We start from the raw sequence: 26,603 nt of genomic DNA, 5'->3' as shown, positions 1-26,603 counted from the left end.
GCCCCTTCACCCCGGGTCGAATCGATTCGAAGCGACCGCAGGACAGGGGTAATCTGAGCGTTATGGCGACGAAGAAGTTCCTGTTCATCGGTGGCACCGGCACGATCTCGGCGAGCAGTGTGCGGCTCGCGGTCGAGCGCGGTCACGAGGTCACGGTGCTCAACCGCGGCCACGAGTCGAAGCGGCCGATCCCGGCCGAGGTGAAGACCGTCGTGGCAGACATCCGCGACCCCCAATCGGTGCGCGACGCGCTCGGTGACGTCGAGTTCGACGCGGTCGCCGACTTCGTGGCGTTCACGCCCGAGCATGTGCAGACCGACATCGGGCTGTTCGCGGGCCGTACCGGCCAGTACATCTTCATCAGCTCGGCGTCGGCCTACCAGACTCCGCCGACGCGCATTCCCGTGACCGAATCCACGCCGCTCGTGAACCCGTTCTGGAAGTACTCGCAGGACAAGATCGCCTGCGAGGAGCTGCTGCTCGCCGCGCTGCGCGAACGGGCGTTCCCCGCAACGATCGTGCGGCCGTCGCACACGTACGACGAGACGCGACTGCCGACGCTCGGCGGGTGGACGGATGTCGCACGTATGCGCGCGGGCAAGCCCGTGGTCGTGCACGGCGACGGCACGAGCCTCTGGACGATCACGCATTCCCGGGACTTCGCCGTCGCGTTCGTCGGCCTGCTCGGCAACCAGCTCGCCGTCGGCGACCGCTTCCACATCACCGGCGATCACCACCCCACGTGGGACCAGATCTACACGTGGCTCGGCCACGCAGCCGGGGTGCCCGAGCCCGAACTGGTGCACGTCGCGACCGAGACCATCGGCCGCGTGCTGCCCGACGCGCTGCCGGGACTCATCGGCGACAAGTCCCATTCGATGATCTTCGACAACAGCAAGGTGAAGGCACTCGTGCCGGACTTCGCCACGACGATCCCCTACTGCGACGGCGCCGCCGAGGCGATCGCGTGGTACGACGCCCACCCCGAAGCGCAGCAGACGAACGCCGACTACGACGCGGCCTTCGACAAGCTCGTCGCGCACGCGCGTTCGCTCTGAGCCCGTCGCGCACAAGCACACAAGCACGCAAGCCCTGACACCACCCGCACTCCATCGGTAGGGTGGCGACATGCCCGCGCGTTTTCTCGTCGTGCCCCAGTGGCAGGGTTCCGGGTCGTCACGGGCGATGCGCCTCACTGACGGTGCCAACGCGATCGCCGGTGACCTGCCCGCGGCCGCGACGACGCCGGTCGAGGTGCGCATCGAGGCGGGCGAGTCGCTCGGCACGGGGGTGAAGCGGTTCTCGTCGATCCACGCCGTCGCGGACCAGGTGCGCGCGGCGCTCGCCACCTTCGACGACGACGAGACGGTGATCACGGTCGGCGGCGACTGCGGCGCCGACCTCGCCGGCGTCGAGTACGCGGCGGCCCGCTACGACGACCTGCTGCTCGTCTGGTTCGACGCGCACGGCGACCTCAACACACCGGATTCCTCGCCCTCCGGCACGTTCAGCGGAATGGTGCTGCGCACCCTGCTCGGCGACGGTGCCGAGGGGCTCGTCCCCGAGCCGGTACGCCTCTCCCCCGAGCGCGTGATCCACGCGGGCGGCCGCGCGTTCGACGATGCCGAGCTCGAGTACCTGGCGGCGTCAGGCATCCGCTCGCTCGGGGTCGACGATCTCGAGACGCCCGACGCGCTGCTCGAGGCGGCCGCGGCGAGCGGCGCGACTCACGTGTACATCCATGTCGACCTCGACGTGCTCGACCCGGCCGTGGTCGAAGGCGTCGGCTACCCCGAGCCGTTCGGCCTCTCGGTCGAGCAGCTGACCGCAGCGATCAAGGCACTGCGCGGGCCGCTCGAGCTCGTGGGCGCGGCGGTCACCGGGTTCGCGCCCGCGTCGCCGGACGCCGCGGCGGGCGACCTGTCCGCGATCCTACGCATTCTCGCCGCGCTCACCCGGCCTGTGCCCGCCACCACCAGCTAGGAGGATCCATGCCCACCTACGACGCGATCGTGATCGGAGCGGGGGCGGTCGGCGAGAACGTGGCCGACCGAGCCGTGCAGGGCGGCCTCTCGACGGTGATCGTCGAGGCCGAGCTCGTCGGGGGCGAGTGCTCCTACTGGGCGTGCATGCCGTCGAAGGTGCTGCTGCGCAGCGCTGCGGTTCTCGAGACGGCGCGGGCGCTGCCGGGCGCGGCCGAGGCCATCACGGGCTCCCTCGACGTGGCCGCGGTGCTTGAGCGGCGCACGAGCTTCACGCACGACTGGAAGGACGATTCGCAGGTCGAGTGGCTCGAGGGCGCGAACATCGACCTCGTACGAGGGCACGCCGTGTTCACGGGCCCGCGCACGCTGCGCGTTACCGCGTCGGACGGCACCGTCACTGAACTGGAGGCCCGGCACAGCGTCGCAGTCGTCACGGGCTCGGTGCCGCTGCTGCCCGAGACTCCCGGGCTCGCCGAGGCGCAGCCGTGGACCAGCCGCGAGGCGACGAGTGCGCGATCGATCCCCGCATCGCTCGCGATCATCGGCGGTGGCGTCGTGGCCGCCGAGATGGCGACGGCGTACACCTCGCTCGGCGCCCGGGTGACGCTGATCTCGCGCGGGTCGCTCCTCTCGAAGCAGGAGCCGTTCGCCGGTGAGGCGGTCACCGACGCGCTGCGCAAGGCGGGCGCCGATGTGCGGCTGGGGACGTCGGTCGATCGCGTGTCGCCCGCCGGCGGCGAGAGCCCCGCGGCTCACACCCTGCACCTCTCCGACGGCACGACCGTCACGGCCGAGAAGATCCTGGTGGCGACGGGGCGCACGCCGCGTACCGGCGACCTCGGCCTCGAGGCGCTCGGCCTCGGCCTGGAGGCCGGCGGCTGGCTCAAGACGGATGACTCGCTCCGGGTTCTCTCCGGCGACGGCTCCCCCATCGACTGGCTGTACGCCGCGGGCGACGTCACGGGCCGGGCCCTGCTCACCCACCAGGGCAAGTACCAGGCGCGCATCGCGGGTGACGCCATGGCGGCGCGCGCGCTCGGCAAACCGGTCGACACGGCGCCGTGGGGCGTCCACTCGGCGACCGCCGACCATGCCGCCGTGCCGCAGGTGACGTTCACGAGCCCCGAGGTGGCCTCGGTCGGGCTCACGGCGCACGAGGCCGAGCAGCGCGGCATCCGTACCCGCGTCATCGATTACGACCTGGCGGGCGTCGCGGGCGCGAGCGTCCACTCGGACGGCTACGCCGGCACAGCACGCGCCATCGTCGACGAGGACCGTCACGTGCTCGTGGGCGTGACGTTCGTCGGCTCGGATGTCGGCGAGCTGCTGCACTCGGCCACCATCGCCGTCGCGGGCGAGGTGACGATCGAACGGCTGTGGCACGCCGTGCCGTCGTACCCGACGATCAGCGAGGTGTGGCTGCGCCTGCTGGAGACCTACGGCCGCCCGGTCGCCGAGTGACCCGAGCCGGCGAGCGTTCGGCGCACCCCGCAGCCTCGATGAAAGGGACAGCATGAGCCAGCGCGTCATCGTCATCACCGGTGCGAGCTCGGGCATCGGCCGCGAGACCGCCCGCGAGGTCGCGGCGCGCGGCGACCATGCGGTGGTCGTGGGCCGCAACCCCGAGCGCACGCGCGCGTCGGCTGCGGCGGCGGGCGGCGAGGCCTACGTCTGCGACTTCGACCGCTTCGATGACGTACGGATGCTCGCAGCCCAGCTCCTCGACCGCTACGACCGCATCGATGTGCTCATCAACAACGCGGGCGGCCTGATCAGCGAATGGCAGCTGACCCCCGACGGCCACGAGCGGACTCTGCAGTCGAACGTCCTCTCACCGTTCCTGCTGACCCAGCTGCTCGCGCCCCGAATGGCCGAGACCGCGGCCCGAGACGACGTCGCGCCCGGCACGGTCCGCATCATCGCCACGTCGTCGATGGCGAACCAGTGGGGGCGGGTGCGGCTCGACGACCTCGAGTGGGCCGAGCGCCCGTATCTGCGCGGGTGGCCGGTCTACGGCAGCGCCAAGCTCGCGGTCATCATGTGGATCCGCGAGCTCGCCGACCGTCTGCGCGACCTCGGCGTCACCGCCTACTCGGTGCACCCGGGCATGGTGGCGACGAGCTTCGGGTCGACGTCGCGTCTGGTGCACCTCGGCAACACCCTGCTGCGCGGGCACTGGGGCCGTGGACCGCTGAGCGGTGCGGAGCCGCTGATCGCCTTCTCGAGCACGCTGCCCATGAACGGCCCGACGGGCACCTACTTCTCGCGGTTCTCCGCGTTCGGGGGAACAGCGGCGCAGGCGAACGACCTGGGCCTGCGGCGCGAACTGTTCCAGCTGCTCGGCGATATCACGGGAGCCGACGTCACGGGAGCCGGCCTCCCCGGCGCCGACCTCACGAGCTGAGCCGCGGCACGGCGGCGAGCAGCCGTCGCGTGTACGGATGCTGCGGCGCCGCGAGCACCTGCGCGCTGGCCCCCGCCTCGACGACCTCGCCGTCGTGCATGACGAGCACCCGCTCGGCGAAGTGCTGCACGAGGCCGATGTCGTGCGAGACGAGCACGACGGCGAGCCCCAGGTCGCGGTGCAGTTCGCGCAGCAGCTCCAGCACCTGAGCCCGCACCGTGACGTCGAGGGCCGACAGCGGCTCGTCGCCGATCAGCAGTTTCGGGCCGTGCACGATCGCCCGGGACAGCGCGACACGCTGCCGCTGACCGCCCGATAGCTCGTGCGGGTACCGACCCGCGAGCTCGGCGTCGAGCCCCACCCGCGCGAGCACGTCGCGCACGCGGGCGCGGTGGTCGACTGAGACGCCGAGCGCCCGCAACGGTTCGGAGACGGAGGCGCCGACCGACATCCGCGGGTCGAGCGACGAGTACGGATCCTGCAGCACGATGCCCGTCTCGCGCCGCAGCCAGCCGAGCGTGCGCGCGGGCCCTGGCACCACCTCGCGGCCGGCGAACCGCACCGTGCCCGCCGTCGCACCGTCGAGCGCGAGCAGCAGTCGCATCAGCGTCGTCTTGCCCGACCCCGACTCGCCGATGACAGCGAGCGTCTCACCCGCGCCGAGCTCGAACGACACCCCGCGCAGCGCGTGGGTGACCGGCGAGCCCGGGCCGCGGCCGCGATAGTCGCGGCTGAGCCCATCGACCTCGAGCAGGCTCATCGTGCCTCCCCCTCGGGCTGCCAGCTGGTGGCGCGCGCAGCGGCGACGAGCCCCGCGGTCACCTCGTGCTCGGGCGCGCTGAGGATGCGCGTGACGGGGCCCGATTCGACCACGCGGCCGTGCGCCAGCACGAGCACGTCGGTCGTGACCTCGGAGAGCACGGCGAGATCATGCGTCACGAAGACGAGCGAGGCATCCGTCTCATCGACCAGCCGCCCGAAGAGCTGCAGGATCTCCGCCTGAATCGTCACGTCGAGCGCCGTCGTCGGCTCGTCAGCGAGCAGCAGCCCGGGGCGGCACGCCACGGCGATGCCGACTGCGACGCGCTGCCGCTGGCCGCCGGAGAGCTGGTGCGGGTACCGGTCGACGATCTGCTCCGGCTCGGGCAGACGCACCAGCTCGGCCAGGCGCACGGCGGCGGCGCGACGCTCGCTGCGCCGGACCCCGCCGTGCAGCTCGAGCGGCTCGACGAGCTGCCGGCCGATGGTGCGCAGCGGGTTCAGCGAGGTGAGCGGGTCCTGGAAGACCGTGCCGATGCGGGCGCCGCGAATGCGCGCGAGCTGCCGTTCCGGGCGGCCGAGGAGTTCCTCGCCGTCGAGTCGGACGCTGCCCGTCGCCACCGCGCCCTCGGGCAGCAGCCCGAGGATCGCGAGCATGGTGAGCGACTTGCCCGAGCCCGACTCACCGATGATTCCGAACCGGCCCCCCGTGGCGACCGAGAACCCGACCCCGTCGACGACACGCCGGCCGCCGATCTCGACACTCAGGTCGTTGACGTCAAGCACGCGGCTCCTCCCGTCGTCGCGAGCCGCGGCCCGAGCTGCGGCCCGAGCTGCGCCCTGAACTGCGACGAAGCCGGGGGTCGGTGGCCTCGCGCAGCGCATCGCCGAACAGGTTGAAGCCGAGCACCGTGATCGTGATCGCGAGCCCGGGCCACACGACCGTGGCCGGATAGATCGTGACGTAGTTCTGCAGGATCGACAGCATGCGCCCCCACGACGGCGTCGAGGAGGAGACGCCGTAGCCGAGGAACGACAGGCCCGCCTCCGAGAGCACCGCGACGGCAGCACTCAGCGACAGCTGCACGATGAACACCGGTGCGATATTCGGCAGCAGGTGCTCGCGCAGAATCCGCCACGGCCCCGAGCCCGACGCCTGCGCCGCGAGCACGTAGTCCGCACGTGCCACCCGCCTGATCTCGCCGCGGCTGACGCGCGCGATGTTCACGCCGAATCCGATGCCGACCGCGATCACGAGCGTCACGATCGACGACCCGAAGACGGCGGCGAGCATGATCGCGATCAGCAGAACCGGGAACGCGATCAGGATGTCGATGAGCAGGGCGACGGATTCCCGCACCCACCGTGCCGTGAGCGAGCCGAGCACGGCGAGCGCGATGCCGACGACCGCCGCGATGACGGAGGAGAGGAACGCGACGGCGACGGTCGTTCGCGACCCCGCGAACAGATAGCTGAAGATGTCCTGCCCTGACCCGGTCGTACCGAACAGGTGGCGCCACGAGGGGCCCTGCCACTGGTGGAACGGGTCGACGTCGAACGGGTTCTGCGGCGTCCAGAACAGGCTGATTCCGGCGACGACGAGCAGGCCGACGATGATGACGGTGCCCGTGATGCCGGCGGGGCGGCGCAGCAGCTCGCGGAGCCAGGTCGGGCCCCTCATGCGCGCTCCCTCTCCCGCGGGTCGACGACGCGGTGGACGACATCGACGGCGGTGCCGACGACGAGGATCAGCGCCGTGATCGCGAGCAGCTCGCCCTGCACCTTGGTGAGGTCGCGGTTGCCGACGTCGCTCACGAGCATGCGCCCCACCCCCGGCAGCTGGAAGAGCTGCTCGACGATCACGGCACCGACGATGAGCCCTGCGATCTGGATGCCGAGCACCGAGACGACCGAGAGCAGCACGTTCGGCAGGCCGTGGGTGATGAGCGCGCGCGTCGTCGTCATGCCCTTCGCCGCGGCGGTGCGCACGTAGTCCTGCCCGAGCGCGTCAAGCGCTGCCGATCGGGTGAAGCGCAGGATCACCGCTCCTTCCACGAGGGCGATCGTGAGCGCCGGCAGGATCAGAGCCTGCAGCGACCGGCCGGGCTCATGCCACCCGTCTAAGGGGAAGCCCTGCGTCGGCAGCACCTTGAGCGTCAGGGCGAGCAGCACGATGAGCAGCACACCCGCGAAGACGATCGGCACGGCCGCGATCGCTTGCGCGACGGCGCTGATCACGAACCCGCCGACGCGGCGATGGTGCAGCGCCGAGATGACGCCAAGCGGCACACCGATCACGAGCCCGAACACCAGCGACAGGCCGGCGAGCGGCAGCGTCACCTCGAGCTTCTGGCCGAGCTGATTCGCGACCGGGGTGCCCGTCACGAGCGAACGGCCGAGGTCGAGGTGCACGACGCCGCCGATCCACTCGCCGTACTGCACCCAGAGCGGCCGGTCGAGACCCAGCTCCGCACGGATCGACGCGACCTGCGCGGGCGAGGCCTGCGTGCCGCCGATCACCTGGGCGACGTCACCCGGCAGCACGCGCAGGGTGAAGAAGATCAGGATGCTGGCGACCGCGAGCCCCACCACGAGCAGGCCGAGGCGGGTGAGGAGAAAGCGGGTCACTCAGGCATTTCTACTTGGTCACTTCGAGATTCACGAGATTGATGCGGTTGTTGGTGCCGCTCGTGGGGAATCCCATGACGCCCGTGCCGACCGCCGTGATGGGCGTCCAGTTGTACAGCCAGTCGGCAGGCGCGTCCTGCGACACGAGCTTGGCGGCCTGCGCGAGCTTCGCGGATTCGTCAGCGGCGCTGGTCGTCGCGAGCGCCTCGGCGTACAGGCTCTGCACCTGGGGGTTGCTGTAGTTGAAGTAGTAGCCGGGCGTCGCCCACGTGTCGCCGAAGTCGTGCGCCTCGGAGTGGTCGACGAGGCTCAGGTCGTAGTCCTTGTTCGTGTAGACCTGGCTGAGCCACGTCGTGAACTCGACGCTGTCGACCTTGAGCGTGACGCCGACCTTGGCGAACTCGCTGACCAGCACATCGTTCGTCGCGGTCGAGTAGATGTTCGGCACCGTGAGGGTCAGCGTGAGCTTCGGGTGGCCGGCCTCGGCGAGCAGCTTCTTCGCGTCGCTCGGGTTGTAGGCGTTGATCGAGGTGAGGTCCTGGTAGCCGGGGTCGCCCTTCGGGATCGGGCCGCCCATCGGCACGCCGTCGCCGCCGACGGCCGCGATGATCGCCTTCGGGTCGATCGCCTCGCGCAGTGCCTGGCGCACCTTGAGGTCGTTGAGCGGCGCGCGCTTGCTGTTGAACGCGAGCACGTACTTGTCGGTCGACTCGCCCGAGGTGAGCGTGAACCCGCTGTTGAGCTTCGACTTGAGCGTGGCGTCGACCGGGGTGAGCACCTGGATGTCGCCGCTGACCGCCGCGTTCACCGCCGTGGCCGTATCGGTGTAGTAGTGCCAGACGACGCTGGCCACCTTGGCCTTCGGACCCCAGTACGCATCGTTGCGCGTGAAGGTGATGCTGTCGCCCTGCTTCCAGGACTGGAGCTTGTAGGGGCCGGTGCCGATGGCGCTCGTCGCGAGGTCGTTGGTCGCGCCCTGCTCGAGCACGAGGCCGGCACGACCGGCGAGGTCGTAGAGCAGTTCTGCGTTGGGCTTCGCGAGCTTGATGTCGACGGTGCTCGCGTCGGGGGCGGTGATGGACGAGACATCCGTCAGCTGATTGTTGTCGACGTATTTCGGGTTCGTGCGCACCTGGTTGATCGACCACGCGACGTCCTGGGCGGTCAGCTTCGTACCGTCGCTGAAGGCGACGCCGCTCTTCAGCGTGAACGTGTAGTCGAGTCCGTCGGACGAGATCGAGTGGCTTTTGGCCAGCACGTCGACGATCTTGCCGTTCGGATCGAGGCCGACGAGACCCTGGTACACGTTGTCGATCAGGATCTGGTCGAGCGCGACGCCCGAGGTGGTGCGCACGTTGAGGTCGGTCGGTTCGAGGACGAGGCCGACGTTGAGGGTCGCGCTGGTGTCGGGCTTGCCGCCCGAGTCCGACGGGCCGCTCGACGCGGACTTGCCGCCGCCCGAGCAGGCGGCGAGAACGAGTGCGGTAGCCGCGGCGAGGCCTGCGATGAGGTACTTCCTGGGGCGCATGGGCTGCTTTCTCTTGGTGTGAGCCGGGGTTTCTCGTGGTGCGAGCTTGGTAGTCGAGTATCGCGGCGGATCACTGATGGCGCGCGAGGAATCCATCGATGGCTGCGGCGAGCGCGGCCGGCTGCTGCTCCTGAACATTGTGCCCCGCGGGGATCTCGAGCAACTCCGCGCGCGGCACCCGGCGGCGGAACTCATCGACGCGCTCCGGCGAGAGGAACCCGTCGCTGCCGCGGATCAGCAGCACGGGGAATCCGCCCTGCTCGACGTCCTCCCAGAGGGCGGTGAAGTCGTGCGCGAGCTCTTTGCCTTCGGGAGGTGCCGCGAGGTGGTGCTTGAACACGACCGAGCCGTCGTCGCGCACCCGCGTGTTGAGCACGACACCGCGCTCGAGCTTGCGCCGATCGGACCCGATGCCCGCGCTGACCGCAGCGTCGACGATCTGGTCGCGGGAGGCGAACACGAGCGGCCCCGAGAGGAAGTCGCGCACCTGGGCCGCCTCCTCGAATCGGAGCCCCGGTGTCACGTCGACGAGCACGACGGCGCGCACGAGTGCGGTGCGCTGCGCGGCGAGTGCGAGCGCGGTGAGGCCGCCGAGGGACTGCCCGACGATGATCTGACGGATGCCTGCAGCCTGGTCCTCGATGACCCGCGCTGCCGCGACGGCGTTCTGCTCGGGCGAGTAGTCGAAGTCGTCGCGCCACTCGGAGTCGCCGTGGCCGGGCAGGTCGAGCGCGAGGGCCGGGCGGCCGAGGGCGAGCAACGTGGCGTCCCAGGTGTGCGCGTTGAGGCCGGCGCCGTGCAGCAGCGTGAGCGCGGGGCGCTCGCCCCAGAGCAGGCTGCTGACGCGGCCGCCGTCGGTCGGCACCTCGACGCGACGCACGGGCAGCGCGGTGCCGGCGGCGCCGACCTCTCGCGCTTCTTCCAGGAGGTAGGCGAACTCGTCGAGGCTGTCGGTCACGGCATGCTCCTCACGTGTTCGACTTTAAGTGGACTCGTCGCGTCACGCGCGCCGGGTTACGCCCCCTTACCGCGCCCCGCGCCCCGCACTCCCCGCACTCCCCGCGCCCCCGGTGCCCCTTTCTCAACGGAGCTGTGCCCGAATGGCGCAACTGTGCCTGATGCAGCGGTCACAGTCGCGCCATTCGGGCACACCCACGGGTCAAACGGGCACAGTTACGCCTGCGGCGCGCGGGGGGCGTGGGACTCGGAGGCCGAGGCGCCGACCAGATCGTCGAGCGGATACACGTGGTTGCACAGGGGCCGCAGCAGCAGGTCGCACACGATGCTGACGTACCGGCTCTCCTCGGCGCCGATCCAGAGCAGATGCCGACGGCCCAGCTGGTCGTCGCCGCCCGTCAGCCACTCGGATGCCCACCCGGTGAGCGCCACGGCGAGCGGCTCGCCGCGGTCAGCGAACACGAGTTCGGGGATCACGCTGGGGCGGCGGCATCGCGGCAGCCATGTGACCGTGACCCCCTCCGGCGCGGGAAGGGCCCCACGCGGCTCGTCGGTGAGCGTCTCGACGAACACATGCCCGTACGCGTCATCGGGCAACAGCCACAGCACGTGCTCGATCGCGGTGAGATCGTGCTCGTCGCCGGCGATGAGAACGTGCTCTGAAGGGCCGCGGCGTCGTGCACTCATGCAGCGAGTGTAGGTGAGGCATACCTAAGTTGGAAGCAAATGCGTGAACCTCGGCTATCACGCGCCCGCTGTATGCGCAGACGGCGGCCGGATCACTCGATCCACGTGCCGTTCGACATCACGGCCTGCGGGCGGAACTCCGGGCCGAGCACGACGAGGTCGGCGCGGGCACCGACCCGGAGCGTACCGCGATCGTCCAGTCCGATTGCCCGCGCGGGTGTCGCCGACATGATCTCGGCCGTGTCCTCGAGGGTGAAGCCGGCCCTCCCGACGAGGCGCGGCAGCACCTCGCCGAGCGTCACTGCGGAACCCGCGAGGGTGTCGGTGCCGTAGATCCGCGCCACGCCGCCGTCGACCGTGATGTGACGGTCGGCGAAACGGTAGTCGCCGTCCCCGAGGCCGGCGGCCGGCGAGGCATCCGTCACCGTCATCATGCGTGCACGCCCCGCGGTCGCGTACGCGAGCCGCAGCACGAGGTCGTCGACGTGCATGCCGTCCGAGACGAGCTCGACCGTGACGCGCTCGTCCGTCAGCGCGGCGCCGACGGCGCCGGGTGCGCGGTGCAGCAGCGGCGGCATCGCATTGAAGAGGTGCGTCGCCATGCGGGCCCCGGCTTCGATGCCGGCGCGGAACTGCTCGGCATCCGCGTCGGTGTGCCCGAGCGAGAACCGCAGCCGCGCAGCATTGGCGCGGATCAGGTCCGTGGCACCCGGCAGTTCCGGCGCGATGGTCATCGTACGAACGTGGCCGCGGCCGGCCGCGAGCAGACGCTCCAGAACCTCCGGATCTGGCGGCAGCAGGGCCGCCGCCGTCTGCGCGCCACGGCGTCGCGGTGACAGGAACGGACCCTCGAGGTGAATGCCGACGACGTTCGGGACCAGCCCGGCGTCGATCGCATCTGCGACGACGGACGTCGCGGCGAGCATCGAGCCGAGCTCCGTCGTCGCGACCGAGGCGAGCATCGATGTCGTCCCCGTCGCCAGGTGGGTGCGCGCTGCCTTCACGACATCGTCGAGAACACCCGAATAGACGGATGCTCCGCCGCCGCCGTGACAGTGGACGTCGACGAACCCCGGGACGACCCAGCGGCCACCGAGGTCGGTCGTGACCGCCGCACCAGCGATCGCGGCCGGGCTCGGCGCCCCGATGCCGGTCGCCGTGATCATCCCCTCGTCGATGCGCAGCCACCCGACGTCGTCACCCAGCTGCCCGGGCGAACCGACGACGCGTGCGCCCAGCAGGACCGTGGTCATGGCATCCGCTCGCGAAGCCGCCGCCGGCCGAACGGAGTCACTGATCGCGCAGGTGCGGCGGGCGCACGGCGGTGCCCGAGGCTGCGGCCTCGTAGAACGCGATGGCCGCGGCCAGGTTCTCCCACGCGTCGTCGACGGTCGCGATGGCCTTCTCGGGCCCACGCACCGAGGTCAGGATCTCTTCGAGACCCACCGTGTGGTCAGAGGGGCTCACCAGCTGGACCCAGCCCTGATGCGTTCCGTCGGTCTCGAGCACCGCGATCATGCCGGTCGACGTGTCGAGGTGAAGCGAACCGGAGGTGCCGACGATGCTGGTGGCGATGCGCCAGCCGCCGGCCGGGCCGCTCCACGTGTCTTCGATCGACGCGATCGCACCGCCGTCGAACACGACGATCGCGTGGCCGTAGTCCTCGACGGCGAGGTCGCGGTGCACCAGATTGGCGACGCGGCCGCTCACCTCGGCGACCTCTTCGCCGAGCAGCCAGCGCATGCGGTCGATCTGGTACAGGCTGTGGTCGACCCAGCCGCCACCCGGGCCGCGCTTCGGGTCGACCCACCAGCCGCCGTCGTGCTCGCCGCCCGGCCAGCTCATCGGAAGCGACCCGCTGAGGCTGAACTGCGCCGAAGTGATGCGGCCGAGCTTGCCGCTCTCGACGTAATCCTTGAGCCAGCGGTTCTGATCGGCGCCACGGGAGCGGGACTCGCCCGGCACGAAGACCACGCCGGCCTTGTGCACCGCCGCGCGGATCCGGTCGGCCTCGGCGAGCGTCAGGGCGAGCGGCTTGATGGACACGATGTGCTTGCCCGCCTCGGCCGCCGCGACGACGATGTCCGGGTTCTGGTCCACGCTTGCGAAGCTGGCGATCACGTCGATGCTGTCGTCCTCGATGAGCTTGAAGAGGTCGTCGGTGACTGCGGGGTCACCGGTCTGGGCCGCCACTTCCTGCGCACGGGCGATGTCCGTGTCGGCGATGCCCGCGAGGACGGCATCGGGGTGGGCTGCAACGGCTTTCGCCAGCGGGATGGCCGAGTACCAGTGGTCGAGACCGATGACGCCGAAGGTGATGGGGGTTGACATCTATTTCCTCTGTTTCGAGTAGGACGCGGGACTCAGAACGTGGTGGTGAGCTCGACGACGCGGCCCGTCTTGGCGGATTCCGCGACAGCGAGCATGATCTCGAGCGCGTGGCGGGCGTGCTCGGCGCTGAGCGTCGGGCGTGTCTCGCTGCGCAGGCTGTCGACCAGCTGCGCGATGAGCAGAGCGCGGCGCAGCTTGGCGCGGCGCTCGTCCTGCAGCTGCGGGTACAGGTTCGGGGCGATCCACCCGTCGACGCCGGGCGCCACGTCGGTGCGGTAGATCTCGAGGTCCGGGCCGCCGGGCGTGATGACGTTGATGACGCCCTTTCGGCCGAAGATCTCGACCTTCGGGCTGCGTGACGCGAGCACGTTGTAGGTGCCGTCGATCACCGCGAAGGTGGCGTCGCCGAAGTCGAGCATGAAGAGGTTGTTGTCGGGCGTCGTCACCGGCATGACCGTGCCGCTGAACGGGCCGTCGCCACGAACCGTGCGGGTCTCCTCCGTCGTGCCCGCGAACGCGCTGACGCGCTTGGCCGGACCGAGGATGCCGGTGATCTCGTGGATGCCGTACACACCCATGTCGAGCAGCGGCCCCGAGCCTTCCTGGTAGAACCAGCTCGGGTCGAACGGCCAGCCCTGCGGCCCGCCCCCGGGGCCGCCGTGCGAGCTGCGCACCCGCGCGAAGGCCACCTTGCCGATGACGCCCTCGTGCACGAGGCGCTTCGCCTCGACGTACGGGCTGTAGAGCATGTCGGGCGGAGCCACCACGACGGTCAGACCCTTGCTCGCGGCCAGCTCGATGATCCGGTCGGCATCGGCGAGCGTCGTCGCGATCGGCTTCTCGACGACGAGGTGCTTGCCCGCCTCGAGGATCTCGAGCGACGTCGCGGCGTGCGCCGGGATCGGGGTGAGGTTGGCGACGGCGTCGAGCTCGGCCGACGCGAGCATCTCGGTGAGCGACGAATATGCGGCGGGGATGCCGAAGCGGGCGGCCGCCTCGATCGCCCGCTCGTGGAAGCTGTCGGCGATCGCGACGATCTCGACCTCGCCCGCCAGGTGGTGCATGTTGGGCAGCACGCCTTCCGGGATGGTGGCGATGCCGCCTGCGCCGAGCACCCCCAGCCGCAGTCTGGCGTGGTCGACGGGCGTGGGGACAGTGTCAGTCATGGGGTGGCCTTTTCGAGATTGGGCAGCGGTCAGGCGAAGTCGTTGTTAGGATTCTTCATTAAGACTCTTTAATCGTCAAGACTAGGACTTCCTGGCCCGACGGTCGCACGATGATGGGAGACCGTCGCCAATCGAGAGGAGAGCCGTGCCACCATCACGCTCCGCAGCTAACGCGCCCGCCGTGGCCATCGCTCCGACGCTGCTGCGCACGATGAACCAGCGCTTCCTGCTGGATTGGCTGTACAAGAACGGGGCGGCGACCCGCCCGCAGCTCGCGCGCGACTCGGGGCTGTCGCAGCCGACCGTGTTCGCGACGCTCGCCAACCTGGTCGAGGCCGGGCTCGTGCGACCCAGCGGGCAGTCCGATGAGCCCGCGGGCAGACCGGCCCTGGTCTACGAGGCCGACCCGACCGCGGGCAGCGTGCTCGCCGTCGATCTCGGCGTCGGCGCGATCCGCGTCGTCGCAGCCGACCTGCTCGGCACGCAGCTCAGCCGGATCGAGCGCCCCAATCGCGCGCGCAACGTCAAACCGCTCGTGGAAGCCGTCCGCTCGGCCGCCGCCGAGGCCGCCGAGCGGGCCGGGCTCGACCTCGGCCAGTTCAGCGCCGCGGTGATCGCGGTGCCGGGCGTCTACGAGCCGGGGCAGGACCGACTGAGCTACGCGCCGCACATGCCGGGCTCCCGCCAATCCGGGTTGTCGCGCGCCCTGAGCGATGGCCTCGGACTGCCCACGACACTGGAGAACAGCGTGAATCTCGCGGCCCTGAGCGAGTACACCGAGGGGGCGGGGCGGGGCGTGAGCCCCTTCGCCTACCTCCACATCGAGACCGGCGTCGGCATGGGGCTGATCATCGACGGCGAGCTCTACCGGGGCGCCAACGGCGCCGCCGGCGAGGTCGGCTTCCTGCCCTTCGGCCCCCCGCGCGACGCCGCGACGATTCGCGAAGAGGGCCTGCTCGAACGGGCCCTCGCGGACGAGGCGCTCGTCGCGTACGCGCACGAGGCGGGCATGGCCGGCGAGCTCACCGCGGCCGAGATCTATGCCGCCGCGCGCGCCGGCGACGAGGCGGCCGTGCGCGCCGTCGGTCGCCAGTCCGACATGCTCGCAACGCTCATCGCGAGCATCTCGGCGGTGCTCGACCCCGAGCTCGTGGTGCTCGGCGGTCGCGTCGGGCGGAACCTCGACCTGCTCGGCGATGGCCTGAGCGATCGTCTGGCCGCCCTCACCCCGTTGCGCACCCGGCTCGCCGTGTCGAGCCTCGGTCGCGACGCGGCCGTGCGCGGCGCCGTCGTGCGTGGCGTGACGCTCGCCCGAGAGGCGGAGTTCACGGCGCGGATGCGCCCGGCGACGGTGCCTTCGGAGGCCGCGCAGGAGATCTCCTGACACCGCGCGTCCCCCGTGTGTGGTCGCCGTGTCGAATTTATTTCATCGTGATTTCAATTTGTAAATCTCCCGTTGACCGTATTGACCCCGCCCGGACATTAACCAATACTCCTAAATAATCTGGCACCGAGCCCCACCCCGCACGCCCGCCTGGTGCGCCAACCCCTGGGGCAGCCAGTCGTCAAGGAGGAAACCATGAGGATGAGACACCTCACTGCGGCGGGCGCCCTAGGCCTCGCGGCAGCAGTGGCGCTGACCGCATGCAGCGGAAGCCAAAGCAGCTCCAGCACATCCAGCGAGAAGGGGAAGACCCTCACTGTCTGGCTGATGCAGAACACCGTGACGCCCGCGTCGCAGACCGCGATCGAGAAGCAGTTCGCGACCGAGACCGGCGCCACCCTCAAGATCGAGACCCAGCAGTGGGACAACATCAACACGAAGATGACCACGGCACTCGCGACGAACACGCCGCCTGACGTCGTCGAGATCGGCAACACCGACGTTCCGCTCTTCGCCGCGACCGGTGCGCTCACCGACATCACGAAGGACAAGAGCAAGCTCTCCAACGGCGGCACGTTCCTCACCGGCCTCGCAGCGCCCGCGACCGTGAACGGCAAGCTCTACGCCGCACCGTTCTACGGCGGGGCGCGCGGCGTCATCTACAACACGGCGACCTGGGCGGCGGCGGGCATCACAGCACCGCCGACGACCTACGCCGAGTTCACCGCCGACCTCGACAAGGTGGCCGCGAAGAACACCTCGGCCGACTTCTCGCCGATCTACGTGACGGGCACCTACTGGTACGGCGGGTTCTCGTTCGTCGCCGACGCCGGCGGCACGATCGCCACGGAGAAGGGCGGCAAGTGGACCTCCGGTCTGACGTCGCCCGCCGCCCAGAAGGGACTCGAGGAGTTCAAGGAGTTCCAGAACAAGTACTCCACGACGGCCTCGCGCACCGCGCCGCTCGACACCCCCGACCCGAACGCGGTGTTCGGAACCGGCAAGACCTCCGCGATCCTCGGCAATGCCAACTCGCTGACGTCGATCCTGACGAGCTACCCGGCCCTCAAGGGCAAGGTCAGCTCCTTCGTGCTGCCGAGCCCGAACCATCCCGGCGAGGCTGCCCCGACCTACGTCGGCGGCTCCGACCTGGGCATCGCGGCGAAGAGCAAGAACCAGGATCTCGCGCTGAAGTTCGTCGAGATGATCGACTCCAAGTCGGTCCAGATCGATCAGCTCACCAAGCTCGACGGGCACTCGCCGGTCACTCAGCAGCTCATCAACGAGGTGACGCCGAGCATCGATCCCGACCAGCAGGCGTTCTTCAAGGCGGCGGACAAGAGCTTCTCGACCCCGGCGGCACCCGGCTGGGCGACCATCGAGAGCGATCAGACGGTCCTGTCCTACTTCTCGCAGGCTGCGGCGGGCACGAGCAGCGTGTCCCAGTCGGCACAGTCCTTCAGCGCCCACCTCGTCAAGGCACTGAACGCGAACCAGTGACACACCTAAGGACGGTCAGCGCATGTCTGCTCACGGCTCCTCGCCGATGAACGCAACAGGCCTCGAGCGTTCGGTCCGGATCGACGTCGCACGCGGGCGTCGATCCGGACGGCGCCGGCGGCGCACCTGGGTCGCCCCCGTGGTGCTCCTGATCCCCGCCGGGGTCGTGCTCGCCGCGATCCTCGGCTACCCGCTCGTGCGCCTCGTCATCAACTCGTTCCAGGACTTCGGGCTCCGAGCACTCTTCACGGGCCAGAACCAGTGGATCGGCTTCGCGAACTACACGGCGATCTTCACCGACAGCGACTTCCTGCCCGTGCTGCTGCGCACCCTCGTGTTCACGGCGGCGCTGTGCGCCGGGTGCATGGCCATCGGCATGGCCATGGCGCAGCTGATGGTCAACGTGAACGCGTTCTCGCGCATGGTGCTCAGCTCGATCCTCATCCTCGCGTGGGCGCTGCCGACCGTCTCGTCGACACTCGTCTGGCAGTGGCTGTTCCAGCCGCTGTACGGCGTGTTCAACTGGATGATCACGCAGCTCGGCTGGTTCGGCGACTACACGCAGCACAGCTGGACGAGTCATCCGTTTCAAGCCTTCGCGATCGTCTTCATCCTGATCGTCTGGCAGTCCGTGCCGTTCGTGGCGCTCACGATCTACGCCGGCCAGTCGCAGATCGCGCCCGAGTATTACGAGGCGGCGAAGATCGACGGCGCCGGCGGGTGGTTCATCTACCGGCAGATCACGTTGCCGTTCCTCCGGCCGGTGCTCTACCTCGTCGTGATCCTGCAGCTGATCTGGCACTTCAACACCTTCAACCAGCTCTGGATCCTCACCCAGGGCGGCCCGGACAACAAGACGACCACGCTGAGCATCTGGTCGTTCCAGAAGGCCTTCGCCTCGAACTCGTTCGGGCAGGGCTCCGCGATCGCCATCGTCACCGCACTGATGCTGATGGTGATCACCGTCTTCTACATCCGCCGACTGGTTCGATCGGGAGAGTCACTGTGACCACCGCCACCACACCCGCCGCCGCGGGCGCCCTGTCCTCCGCCACCCCCGCCGCTTCCGCCGGTGCGAGAACGCAGCGCCGACGCCGGCGGGCCAAGCATCCGGTCGCCCATACGCTGCTGTATGCGCTCTGCGCGATCTGGGTGTTCCCCATCTACTGGATGCTGAACACCTCGTTCAAGACGCCGGCCGACATCGAGACGACGACTCCGCAGTTCCTGCCGCACCCGTTCAGCGTCGTCAACTACATCGACGCGCTCACGAAGGCGGGGTTCGTGTCCTCGCTGCTCAACAGCCTGATCGTGACCCTCGGCACCGTGATCGTGTCGATCGTCCTCGGCTTCCTCGCGGCAGCTGCGCTGACCCGCTTCCGCTTCGCCGGGCGGCGGGCGATCCTGATCGCGATCATCTGCGTGCAGATGATCCCCGGCACGGCGCTGCTCATCCCGCTGTTCCTGTCGTTCAAGAGCCTCGGCCTGCTGAACAGCTACTTCGGGCTGATCCTCGCCTACGTCGCGACCGTGCTTCCGTTCAGCATCTGGGTGCTCCGCAGCTTCTTCGTCGGGCTGCCCGACGAGATCGAGGAGGCCGCGAAGGTCGACGGGGCGGGCACCGTGCGCATCCTGCGGTCGATCTATTTCCCGCTGGTGCTGCCCGGCCTCATCTCGACGAGCGTGTTCGCGTTCATCAACGCGTGGAACGACTTCATCACGGCCTACGTGATGCTCGAGAACCAGTCGAAGTACACCTTGCCCGTGTGGCTCGTCTCCTTCAGCACGAACGAGGGAACCGACTACGGCGGCCTCATCGCGGCGTCCGTGCTGTTCTCGCTGCCCGTCGTGATCTTCTTCATGATCGTGCAGCGCAACCTGGTGACGGGCATGTCGGCCGGGGCGGTGAAGGGGTAGTGGAGGTTCGGATCCTTCCCGACCGTGCGGGGCTCGGCGCCGCGGCGGCCGCCGACGTCGCGGACGCGCTCCGCGCGACGATCGCGCAGCGCGGAGCCGCGCGCGTCGTGTTCGCCGCGGCCCCCAGCCAGTCCGAGATGCTTGCCGCCCTGGTCCGCCAACCGGGCATCGACTGGGCAGCGGTGACGGCGTTCCACATGGACGAGTACGTCGACCTCGACGCATCCGCCCCTCAGGGCTTCGGCAACTGGCTGCACACCGCGCTGTTCGACCTGCTGCCGTTCGGCGAGGTCCACTACCTCGGCACACATGGCGACGCGCAGACAGCGGATGCCTATGCCACGGCACTCGCCGCGCAGCCGATCGACGTGGTCTGCCTCGGCATCGGCGTGAACGGCCATCTCGCCTTCAACGATCCGCCGGTTGCCGACTTCGACGACCCGAAGCTCGTCAAAGAGGTCGAGCTCGACACCGAGTGCCGACAGCAGCAGGTCGACGACGGCTGCTTCGCGGCGCTTGGCGACGTACCGCGCCGTGCGCTCACGCTCACGGTGCCCGCGCTGATGGCGGGCGCCCGGCTGTTCTGCGTCGTGCCGGGTCGTGCGAAGGCGGCGGCGGTGCGCGACGCGCTCGAGGGGCCGCTCGGCACAGCGTGCCCGGCATCCGTGCTGCGCCGGCACGACGCGTGCACCCTGTATCTCGACCGCGAGTCGGCGAGTGCGCTCGAGGGGCAGAAGGCGCTCTCGTGAGCGCGCCGGCGGGGGCCGCGGGGTTCGTCCTCTCGGGCTTCGGCGACGAGATCGACGCGGACCCCCAGGTGCAGCTCGCGGTGCTCGCAGCCCTCGGCGCGACCGCCATCGAGGTGCGCAGCGCGTGGGGTGTCAACATCGTCGAGCTGGCGGATGAGCGCGTCGCCGAGCTCGCGCACCTGATCGCGGGGGCCGGGTTCGCGGTGTCGGCCGTGGCGTCGCCGATCGGCAAGGTCGACCTACGGGCACCGCAGGCCGACGAGCTCGCCCGGCTCGATCGGGCGCTCGCGGCGGCGCAGGCGCTCGGCAGCCGCTTCGTCCGCGTGTTCAGCTTCCAGCACGACGGAGCCGAGGCGAGCGCGGTGCGCGCCGAGGTCGTCGAGCGCATGGGCACACTCGCCGAGCGAGCCGCCGCGGCCGGCCTGATCCTGCTGCTCGAGAACGAGCTCGGCGTCTACGGGGACACGCCGGCCCACGTCCACGATGTGCTGGCGGGTGTCGCATCCCCGGCTCTGCGCTTCGCGTGGGACGCAGGCAACTTCGTGCGCGCGGGTGCTCGCCCCTTCGACGACGCCTACGCGCTGCTGCGGCCCTACCTCAGCTACCTGCAGGTGAAGGACGCGGTGCCCGAGCAGGGCAGCGTGCCGGCCGGCGCAGGGCACGGCCAGCTGCGCGAGACGGTTCGCGCACTCGTCGACGACGGGTTCGCGGGCTTCGCGTCGCTCGAGCCGCACCTCGCGACCGCGGGGCGCTTCGGCGGGTTCACCGGCCCGCGCAACTTCGGCGTCGCGGCCCGCGCGTTCGCCGGGATCGTCACGGAATGCGGAGGGCAGATGCAGTGAGCACACAATCGGATGCCACGACCCGGAGGCCGGAGGCGCCCGATCGGATCGGTGTGGCCATGGTCGGCTGCGGCGTGATCGGGCGCACTCATGTGGCGGCCATCGAGGCCATCGACGAGCTGGAACTGGTCGCCGTCGTCGACCCCATCGAGAGCGCGCGGGAGGCCTTCGCCGATGCCGCGCTCGCGCGCACCGGGTCGCGCCCGGCCGTCTACGCCGAGCTCGACGAGGCGCTCGCGGACCCGAGGGTGGGCATGGTGTCGGTCGGCACTCCGAGCGGCATGCACATCAGGCAGGGCCTCGCGGCTCTGGCGGCCGGGCGCCACGTCGTCATCGAGAAGCCGCTCGACGCGTCGCTCGAGCACGCCGCGGAGATCGAGGCCGCCGCCGCGGCCGCGGCCGAACGGGGCATCGTCGCGTCGGTGATCAGCCAGCACCGCTTCGACTCGGCGACGCGAGCCGTCGCCGACGCGATCTCGTCGGGGCGGCTCGGCCGCGTGACCTCGGCGCTCGCGACGTCGCCGCGGTGGCGCACCCAGGAGTACTACGACTCCGGTGAGTGGCGCGGCACCTGGGAGTTCGACGGCGGCGGCGCCCTGATGAACCAGGGCGTGCACACCCTCGACGTGCTCCTCGCGCTGATGGGGCGTCCGGTCGAGATCTCGGCGCGCACGGCGCTGCTCGCCCATGAGCGCGTCGAGGTCGAGGACACCATGGTCGCCACCATCGAGTTCGAATCGGGCGCGCTCGGCATGATGCACGCCTCGACGGCGGCGTACCCCGGGCTCGAGTCACGCGTGCAGATCATGGGGTCGGGCGGCAGCGCGATCATCGAGAACGACGAGCTCGTGTACCTGACCGGGCACGAGGCGGGCGGCGAGTCATCCGCTGGGGCACCCGCCCCGGCCGTGACGGCGCCCGGCGATGCGCGCCAGCTGCCAGAGGGGCACATCCGGCAGTACCGCGACGTACTCCGCGCGATCCGCACCGGCACCGCGCCCGGGGTGCCGGTCAGCGCTGCCGCGATCGCGCTCTGCGCGGTGCGCGCCGTCTATATCTCCGCGACCCTCGGTCGCCCCGTGCTGTTCGACGACGTGCGCGCAGGGCGCTACGCCGACGTGGAAGTGAGGACCGGAAGATGAAGTTCGCAGTGTTCACCGCGTCCACCCCCGAGTGGACGCCCCAGGAAGCCGTCGAGACGTTGAGCGCGCAGGGCTGGGACGGCATCGAGTGGCGGATCACCGACCAGAAGAGCGCAGAGACGCCGGGCTTCTGGGCCGGAAACCGCTCGACCTGGCCGTTCACCGGGCTCGAAGACCGGCTCGACGAGATCTCGGCCCTCACCAGCGGTGCGGGGCTCGCGCTCTCCGCGATCGGCGGCTACGAGCGCTGCGACGACCACGACGGAGTGGAGCGGATGCTTGCCGCAACCGCGCGCCTCGGGGCCGACAAGGTCCGGGTGACCACACTGGCGCTCGGCAACTCCAGCGTGGGCGGCGGCGCGCCGAGCGGGCGCCCGTACCCCGAGCTGTTCGACGAGACCCGCGAGCACTTCCACTGGGTGGCCGAGCGCGCGGCGCACCACGGCGTGACCGCGCTCGTCGAGCTGCACCGCGGCACCGTCGTCGCCTCGGCGTCATCGGCGCTGCGGTTGCTCGACGGCATCGATCCGCGCCAGGTCGCGGTGATTCACGACGTCGGCAACCTGATCTCCGAAGGCCAGGAAGACACTCTCTCCGGCTTCCAGATGCTCGGCGAGCGCCTCGCGCACGTGCACGTGAAGAACACGCGCTGGGTCGGGACGCCGTCCGAGGAGACGGGCGAGTTCGCCGGCACGGTCGACTGGGCTCCCCAGCCCGCGCCGCTGCGCGCCGGCCAGGCGGACCTCGTCGCCTATTTCCGCGCACTGCGGGCCGTCGGATACGACGGATGGATCACCGTCGAGGACTTCTCCACCGCACTGCCGCTCGCCGAGCGCACCGCCGACAACCTCCGCTACCTGCACGCCGTCGCGGCCCGGGTCGCGGGCGAGTGACCGCCGCGGCGACCAGCTGGACCGGCCGGCACTGGCGCACCGGCACACCCGTCACGGTGACCGCGGAAGGCGGCCGGATCACGAGCATCACCGAGACGGATGCCTCGACCGAGGACTGGCTCGCCCCGGGCCTCATCGATCTGCAGGTCAACGGGATCGCGGGCTTCGACCTGAATCGCGGCGCCCCCGACCCCGAGAACGTCGTCGGCGCCGCGCGGGCACTGCGGAGCGAGGGGGTGGTGCGCTTCTGCCCCACGGTCGGCACCGCCTCCGAGGAACACATCGTCGGCGCACTGCGGGCCATCGCGACGGCCTGCGATGATCACCCGGAGGCCGGGTACGCCGTCGCGGGCGTGCACGTCGAGGGCCCGTTCATCTCGGCCGAGGACGGCCCGAGGGGCGTCCACGATCCGGCCCAGGTGCGCGACCCCGACTGGGACGAGTTCCTGCGATGGCAGGACGCGGCCGGCGGCCGCATCCGGATCGTGACGCTCGCTCCCGAGCGCCCCGGCAGCGCCGCGTTCATCGCGCGGCTGCGCGAGGCCGGCGTCATCGCATCGATCGGCCACACGGGCGCGAACGAGTCGCAGATCGCCGAGGCGATCGCCGCGGGAGCGACGATGTCGACCCATCTCGGCAACGGAGCCCACGCGGTGCTTCCGCGACACCCCAACTACATCTGGGCGCAGCTCGCCGACGACCGCCTCACCGCCGGGTTCATCGCCGACGGCTTTCACCTCGGCGCCGCGCCGCTCACCGCGATGCTGCGCGCGAAGGGGCCGCGAGCCGTGCTCGTGAGCGACGTGAGCTCGCTGGCGCGCATGCCCCCCGGCCGGTACCGCGGAGTGCAGCACACCGAGGTCGTGCTCGAGCCGACCGGGCGGCTGCACATCGCCGATGAGCCGCGTCTGCTCGCGGGCTCGGCGAGCCCGCTGCTCGACGGCATCCGCTTCATTCTCACCGCCGGCATCGCCTCACTCACCGAGGCGATCGAGCTCGCATCGACGCGCCCCGCCGGGTTTCTCGGGCTCGCCGACGGCGGCGGCGAGCTGCGTGAGGGCGGCACGTGCGACCTGGTCCGCTTCAGTTGGGATGGCGAACGGCTCGGCTTGCGTGAGACCGTTGTGCGCGGTGAAAGCATCCGTGTCGACTGACGCTCGCGCGACGCGCGACGGCACGCTGAACCGTGCCTGGCGCCGCTCGATCTTCGCCGTCTTCGGGCTCTCCGGCTTCGGCATCGCCAACTGGCTCTCTCGTGTGCCCGCCGCGCGCGGCACGCTGCACGCGACGGCGTTCGAGATGGGTGTGCTCGCACTCGGCATCTCGATCGGGTCGATCATCGGGTTCGCCCTGGCCAGTCGTCTCGCCGGCCGCTGGGCGCCGCGCACGATCATCGCGGCGGCCCTCGGCCTCAGCACTCTCGGACTCGCCGGCGCGGGTGCCGGCGCCGTGCTCCCCGGCGGGTTCGCGCCGACCATGATCGCGCTCGTCCTGCTGGGCGCCGGAAACGGCACGTGCAACGTCGCGATGAACGTCGAGGGCACGCACCTCGAGTACGCGATCAGCCGACCCGTGATGCCGCACTTCCACGCCGTGTTCAGCATCGGCGCCGCCGTCGGTGCCGGGCTCGGTGCCGTGTGCGCCGCGATGCAGGTGCCCGCGGTCGTGCAGCTCGTGGCGGTCGCCGCGGCAATGGCGCTCTCGCTGCCTCTGGTGACGCGCGCGCTGACGCCGACGGCGACCCTCGCTCGCACGGCGGTTCCGGCCGAACCCGCCGGCCCCGGCACGCCGAGCCGCCCCGCAGCACGGCCTGCAGCACGACGATCCACCGCGTGGCTCGAGACGCGCACCCTGCTCATCGGGGTGGTCGTGCTCGGGATGTCGTTCGCCAACGGCGCCGCCAACGACTGGATCGCCCTCGCGATGGTCGACGGGCACGGCGCCGCCCAGGGCCTCGCCGCCGCGACCACGGACGTGTGCTCGGTCGCCGTCGTCGTCGCGCGGCTGTTCGGACCGCGAGTCCTCACCCGTCTCGGCCGAACGCAGACCGTGCGGGCATCGGCGGTCACGGCGCTCGCGGGCATCCTGCTGTTCGTCTTCGCTCCGAATGCCGCGTCCGCCCTCGGCGGGGCGGCGCTGTGGGGCCTCGGCATCGCCCTCGCCTTCCCGGTCGGCATGTCGGCGGCCGGCGACGAGCCCGCGCGAGCGCCGGAGCGCATCGCGGTCGTCGCGGCGATCGGCTACTCGGGCTCCCTCGTCGGGCCACCCCTCATCGGATTCGTCGCCGGCGGAACCGGCATTCTGCATGCCCTGCTGATCGTGCCCGTGCTCGTCGTCGCCGCGGGGCTCGCCGCGCCAGTGCTGCGCCAGGGGCGACGCGGAGCGAACAGCGGCGCGCAGGGCGCCCTAGACGACGCTGCGTAGCGGCAGCCTGATCGGTTCCCGCTCCGGCGCGCTCGCCTCGAACGAGCGGATGACTGCCGCCGAGTCGCTCCTGATCGCCGCGAGATCGTCGCGGTAGACCCCGATGCCGTGATAGAGGTTCGACAGGCCGAGCGACATCGCGCCGAGCAGACCGGCGGCCTCCCCCAGGCTCGAGTGGTGGATGCTCGTGCGCACGCTGACGCTCGTCTCGACCTGCGCCGCGATCCGTGCGAGCGATGCCTCGTCGAGCGATTCGGAGAAGCCGCCCGTGACGACGATCGACTGCGGCTCGTAGGCGATCGACATGATCGACGCGAGGTGGGTGAGCGCGCGATACACCTCGTCGAGCACGCGGCGGTACTTGTGCGGCTTGGCGAACAGCTCGCGCGTGGATGAGACGTCATAACCCTGATCCGCCGCGTAGGCCACCAGCCCCGCACCGGAGACGAGGTCGCGCACGCGGTACCCGCTGCCGTAGAGCGGCAGGCGGCCGAACTCGCCGAGCACTCCCTCGCGCCCGGAGAGCACGCGGCCGTCGACGGCGACCGCGGCGCTGAGCCCTGTGCCGATGACGAGCAGCGCGACCGTGCCGCCGCGGGGCACCGCGCCGTACTGCAACTCCCCCACGAGGGCGAGGTTCGAGTCGTTGTCGACCGCGGTCGGCACCCCCGTCGCCTCGCTTAGGCAGTCGATGAACTCGGTGCCGGCGATCTGGGGCAGGTTCACGGAGGCGATGACGTGCTCCTTGTCGCCCGCGACCGCACCGGGGAGGCCGATGCCGACGGCGCCGAGCTCGGCACCCTGTCCGTAGCGGGCAGTCAGCTCGAACACGTGACCCGCGAGCCAGTCGGCGAGCTCGCTGCCCGACAGCGCCACCGGCGTCGTGTCGACGAGCCTGCCGAGGGTGTTCCCGAGCGCGTCCGACAGCACGAGCCGGCAGTTCGTGCCTCCTAGGTCGACGCCGACCACCATCGCGTGCGACTCGTTGAACCTGATCCGGGTGGCGTTGCGCCCCGGGCCCACCCTGGGCGACGCGTCCGTCTCGACGACGAGGCCGTCCTGCATGAGATCGTCGACGACCCGGAAGACGGTCGCCTGGCTGAGACCGGTCTCGGCCACCAGTCTGGGCCGGTCGAGTTCCACGGCCGAGATGATCGATGAAAGCGCGACGCTGCGGTTGTAACCACGCGTCAACGAGGCCGCTGCCATAGTTCCTCTCAGCCTGAATAGAAACGTTGGAGCGAGCATAGCCCACCACCGGCCGACCAGCGCAAGGATGACTTGACAAAGCCTTCGTTCGGTGGTTC

The 26,603-nt window shown here is 70.5% G+C and carries 25 protein-coding genes; 14 read left to right on the top strand and 11 right to left on the bottom strand.

Annotated features, from left to right (window positions below; genetic code table 11):
• The first annotated feature begins 62 nt into the window (after positions 1 to 62).
• The 4 genes from ACFOYW_RS18225 to ACFOYW_RS18210 all read left to right on the top strand — a co-directional run bounded on the left by ACFOYW_RS18225 (position 63) and on the right by ACFOYW_RS18210 (position 4,389).
• Complete coding sequence (locus ACFOYW_RS18225; protein ID WP_390232417.1) at positions 63 to 1,058, top strand: SDR family oxidoreductase; 996 nt, start codon at positions 63 to 65, stop codon at positions 1,056 to 1,058.
• 70 nt (positions 1,059 to 1,128) lie between these two features.
• On the top strand, positions 1,129 to 1,983 hold the full coding sequence (locus ACFOYW_RS18220; RefSeq protein ID WP_390232414.1) for an arginase family protein: 855 nt from the start codon (positions 1,129 to 1,131) through the stop codon (positions 1,981 to 1,983).
• 8 nt (positions 1,984 to 1,991) lie between these two features.
• The gene (locus tag ACFOYW_RS18215) at positions 1,992 to 3,446 is read left to right on the top strand and encodes a dihydrolipoyl dehydrogenase family protein (RefSeq protein ID WP_390232411.1); all 1,455 of its coding nucleotides are present in this window, start codon (positions 1,992 to 1,994) and stop codon (positions 3,444 to 3,446) included.
• Between the two features lie 52 nt (positions 3,447 to 3,498).
• On the top strand, positions 3,499 to 4,389 hold the full coding sequence (locus tag ACFOYW_RS18210) for an SDR family NAD(P)-dependent oxidoreductase (protein WP_390232408.1): 891 nt from the start codon (positions 3,499 to 3,501) through the stop codon (positions 4,387 to 4,389).
• On the opposite strand, the gene ACFOYW_RS18205 is transcribed toward ACFOYW_RS18210, so the two are convergent.
• The 10 genes from ACFOYW_RS18205 to ACFOYW_RS18160 form a co-directional block, all read right to left on the bottom strand.
• On the bottom strand, positions 4,379 to 5,149 hold the full coding sequence (locus ACFOYW_RS18205; protein ID WP_390232405.1) for an ABC transporter ATP-binding protein: 771 nt from the start codon (positions 5,147 to 5,149) through the stop codon (positions 4,379 to 4,381). The genes ACFOYW_RS18210 and ACFOYW_RS18205 overlap by 11 nt on opposite strands.
• Positions 5,146 to 5,934 carry an ABC transporter ATP-binding protein gene (locus ACFOYW_RS18200; protein WP_390232402.1) on the bottom strand — a complete coding sequence of 263 codons (789 nt, stop codon included), beginning with the start codon at positions 5,932 to 5,934 and terminating at the stop codon, positions 5,146 to 5,148. The genes ACFOYW_RS18205 and ACFOYW_RS18200 overlap by 4 nt, the downstream gene beginning before the upstream one ends.
• On the bottom strand, positions 5,927 to 6,829 hold the full coding sequence (locus ACFOYW_RS18195; RefSeq protein WP_390232399.1) for an ABC transporter permease: 903 nt from the start codon (positions 6,827 to 6,829) through the stop codon (positions 5,927 to 5,929). The genes ACFOYW_RS18200 and ACFOYW_RS18195 overlap by 8 nt, the downstream gene beginning before the upstream one ends.
• On the bottom strand, positions 6,826 to 7,776 hold the full coding sequence (locus ACFOYW_RS18190) for an ABC transporter permease (RefSeq protein ID WP_390232396.1): 951 nt from the start codon (positions 7,774 to 7,776) through the stop codon (positions 6,826 to 6,828). The genes ACFOYW_RS18195 and ACFOYW_RS18190 overlap by 4 nt, the downstream gene beginning before the upstream one ends.
• 10 nt (positions 7,777 to 7,786) lie before the next feature.
• On the bottom strand, positions 7,787 to 9,304 hold the full coding sequence (locus tag ACFOYW_RS18185) for an ABC transporter substrate-binding protein (protein WP_390232394.1): 1,518 nt from the start codon (positions 9,302 to 9,304) through the stop codon (positions 7,787 to 7,789).
• Between the two features lie 70 nt (positions 9,305 to 9,374).
• Positions 9,375 to 10,262, bottom strand: a complete 888-nt coding sequence (locus tag ACFOYW_RS18180) for an alpha/beta fold hydrolase (protein WP_390232391.1) — start codon at positions 10,260 to 10,262, stop codon at positions 9,375 to 9,377.
• Between the two features lie 215 nt (positions 10,263 to 10,477).
• The gene (locus tag ACFOYW_RS18175) at positions 10,478 to 10,948 is read right to left on the bottom strand and encodes an SIP domain-containing protein (protein WP_390232388.1); all 471 of its coding nucleotides are present in this window, start codon (positions 10,946 to 10,948) and stop codon (positions 10,478 to 10,480) included.
• Positions 10,949 to 11,040: 92 nt separating this feature from the next.
• Complete coding sequence (gene nagA / locus ACFOYW_RS18170) at positions 11,041 to 12,201, bottom strand: N-acetylglucosamine-6-phosphate deacetylase (protein WP_390232385.1); 1,161 nt, start codon at positions 12,199 to 12,201, stop codon at positions 11,041 to 11,043.
• Between the two features lie 37 nt (positions 12,202 to 12,238).
• The gene (locus tag ACFOYW_RS18165; protein ID WP_390232382.1) at positions 12,239 to 13,279 is read right to left on the bottom strand and encodes a Gfo/Idh/MocA family protein; all 1,041 of its coding nucleotides are present in this window, start codon (positions 13,277 to 13,279) and stop codon (positions 12,239 to 12,241) included.
• Positions 13,280 to 13,311: 32 nt separating this feature from the next.
• Positions 13,312 to 14,445 (bottom strand): Gfo/Idh/MocA family protein, encoded by a 1,134-nt coding sequence (locus tag ACFOYW_RS18160; protein WP_390232379.1) that lies wholly within the window; start codon positions 14,443 to 14,445, stop codon positions 13,312 to 13,314.
• Positions 14,446 to 14,626: 181 nt separating this feature from the next.
• On the opposite strand from ACFOYW_RS18160, the gene ACFOYW_RS18155 reads away from it, so the two are divergent.
• The 10 genes from ACFOYW_RS18155 to ACFOYW_RS18110 all read left to right on the top strand — a co-directional run bounded on the left by ACFOYW_RS18155 (position 14,627) and on the right by ACFOYW_RS18110 (position 25,296).
• The gene (locus ACFOYW_RS18155; protein ID WP_390232377.1) at positions 14,627 to 15,829 is read left to right on the top strand and encodes an ROK family transcriptional regulator; all 1,203 of its coding nucleotides are present in this window, start codon (positions 14,627 to 14,629) and stop codon (positions 15,827 to 15,829) included.
• Positions 15,830 to 16,024: 195 nt separating this feature from the next.
• Complete coding sequence (locus ACFOYW_RS18150) at positions 16,025 to 17,329, top strand: extracellular solute-binding protein (RefSeq protein WP_390232375.1); 1,305 nt, start codon at positions 16,025 to 16,027, stop codon at positions 17,327 to 17,329.
• 22 nt (positions 17,330 to 17,351) lie between these two features.
• Complete coding sequence (locus ACFOYW_RS18145) at positions 17,352 to 18,338, top strand: carbohydrate ABC transporter permease (RefSeq protein ID WP_390232372.1); 987 nt, start codon at positions 17,352 to 17,354, stop codon at positions 18,336 to 18,338.
• The gene (locus tag ACFOYW_RS18140; protein WP_390232369.1) at positions 18,335 to 19,246 is read left to right on the top strand and encodes a carbohydrate ABC transporter permease; all 912 of its coding nucleotides are present in this window, start codon (positions 18,335 to 18,337) and stop codon (positions 19,244 to 19,246) included. The genes ACFOYW_RS18145 and ACFOYW_RS18140 overlap by 4 nt, the downstream gene beginning before the upstream one ends.
• Positions 19,246 to 19,995, top strand: coding sequence for a 6-phosphogluconolactonase (locus ACFOYW_RS18135; RefSeq protein WP_390232366.1), 750 nt, complete (start codon positions 19,246 to 19,248; stop codon positions 19,993 to 19,995). Before ACFOYW_RS18140 ends, ACFOYW_RS18135 begins: the two co-directional genes overlap by 1 nt.
• A complete protein-coding gene (locus ACFOYW_RS18130; RefSeq protein WP_390232363.1) occupies positions 19,992 to 20,837 on the top strand; it encodes a sugar phosphate isomerase/epimerase family protein in 846 nt (281 codons plus the stop codon). Before ACFOYW_RS18135 ends, ACFOYW_RS18130 begins: the two co-directional genes overlap by 4 nt.
• Positions 20,834 to 21,979, top strand: coding sequence for a Gfo/Idh/MocA family protein (locus ACFOYW_RS18125; RefSeq protein ID WP_390232361.1), 1,146 nt, complete (start codon positions 20,834 to 20,836; stop codon positions 21,977 to 21,979). Before ACFOYW_RS18130 ends, ACFOYW_RS18125 begins: the two co-directional genes overlap by 4 nt.
• Positions 21,976 to 22,872, top strand: coding sequence for a sugar phosphate isomerase/epimerase family protein (locus ACFOYW_RS18120; RefSeq protein WP_390232358.1), 897 nt, complete (start codon positions 21,976 to 21,978; stop codon positions 22,870 to 22,872). Before ACFOYW_RS18125 ends, ACFOYW_RS18120 begins: the two co-directional genes overlap by 4 nt.
• Positions 22,869 to 24,026 (top strand): N-acetylglucosamine-6-phosphate deacetylase, encoded by a 1,158-nt coding sequence (locus ACFOYW_RS18115; RefSeq protein ID WP_390232355.1) that lies wholly within the window; start codon positions 22,869 to 22,871, stop codon positions 24,024 to 24,026. The genes ACFOYW_RS18120 and ACFOYW_RS18115 overlap by 4 nt, the downstream gene beginning before the upstream one ends.
• Positions 24,016 to 25,296: an MFS transporter gene (locus ACFOYW_RS18110; RefSeq protein ID WP_390232352.1), complete on the top strand. Its 1,281-nt coding sequence runs from the start codon at positions 24,016 to 24,018 to the stop codon at positions 25,294 to 25,296. The genes ACFOYW_RS18115 and ACFOYW_RS18110 overlap by 11 nt, the downstream gene beginning before the upstream one ends.
• On the opposite strand, the gene ACFOYW_RS18105 is transcribed toward ACFOYW_RS18110, so the two are convergent.
• The gene (locus ACFOYW_RS18105; protein WP_390232349.1) at positions 25,279 to 26,505 is read right to left on the bottom strand and encodes an ROK family protein; all 1,227 of its coding nucleotides are present in this window, start codon (positions 26,503 to 26,505) and stop codon (positions 25,279 to 25,281) included. The two genes, ACFOYW_RS18110 and ACFOYW_RS18105, sit on opposite strands and share 18 nt — an antisense overlap.
• Between the last annotated feature and the right edge of the window lie 98 nt (positions 26,506 to 26,603).

Origin of the sequence: Gryllotalpicola reticulitermitis (assembly GCF_042651345.1) — a bacterium.
Classification (GTDB): domain Bacteria; phylum Actinomycetota; class Actinomycetes; order Actinomycetales; family Microbacteriaceae; genus Gryllotalpicola; species Gryllotalpicola reticulitermitis.
This window is presented reverse-complemented; position numbering and strand designations above follow the sequence as displayed.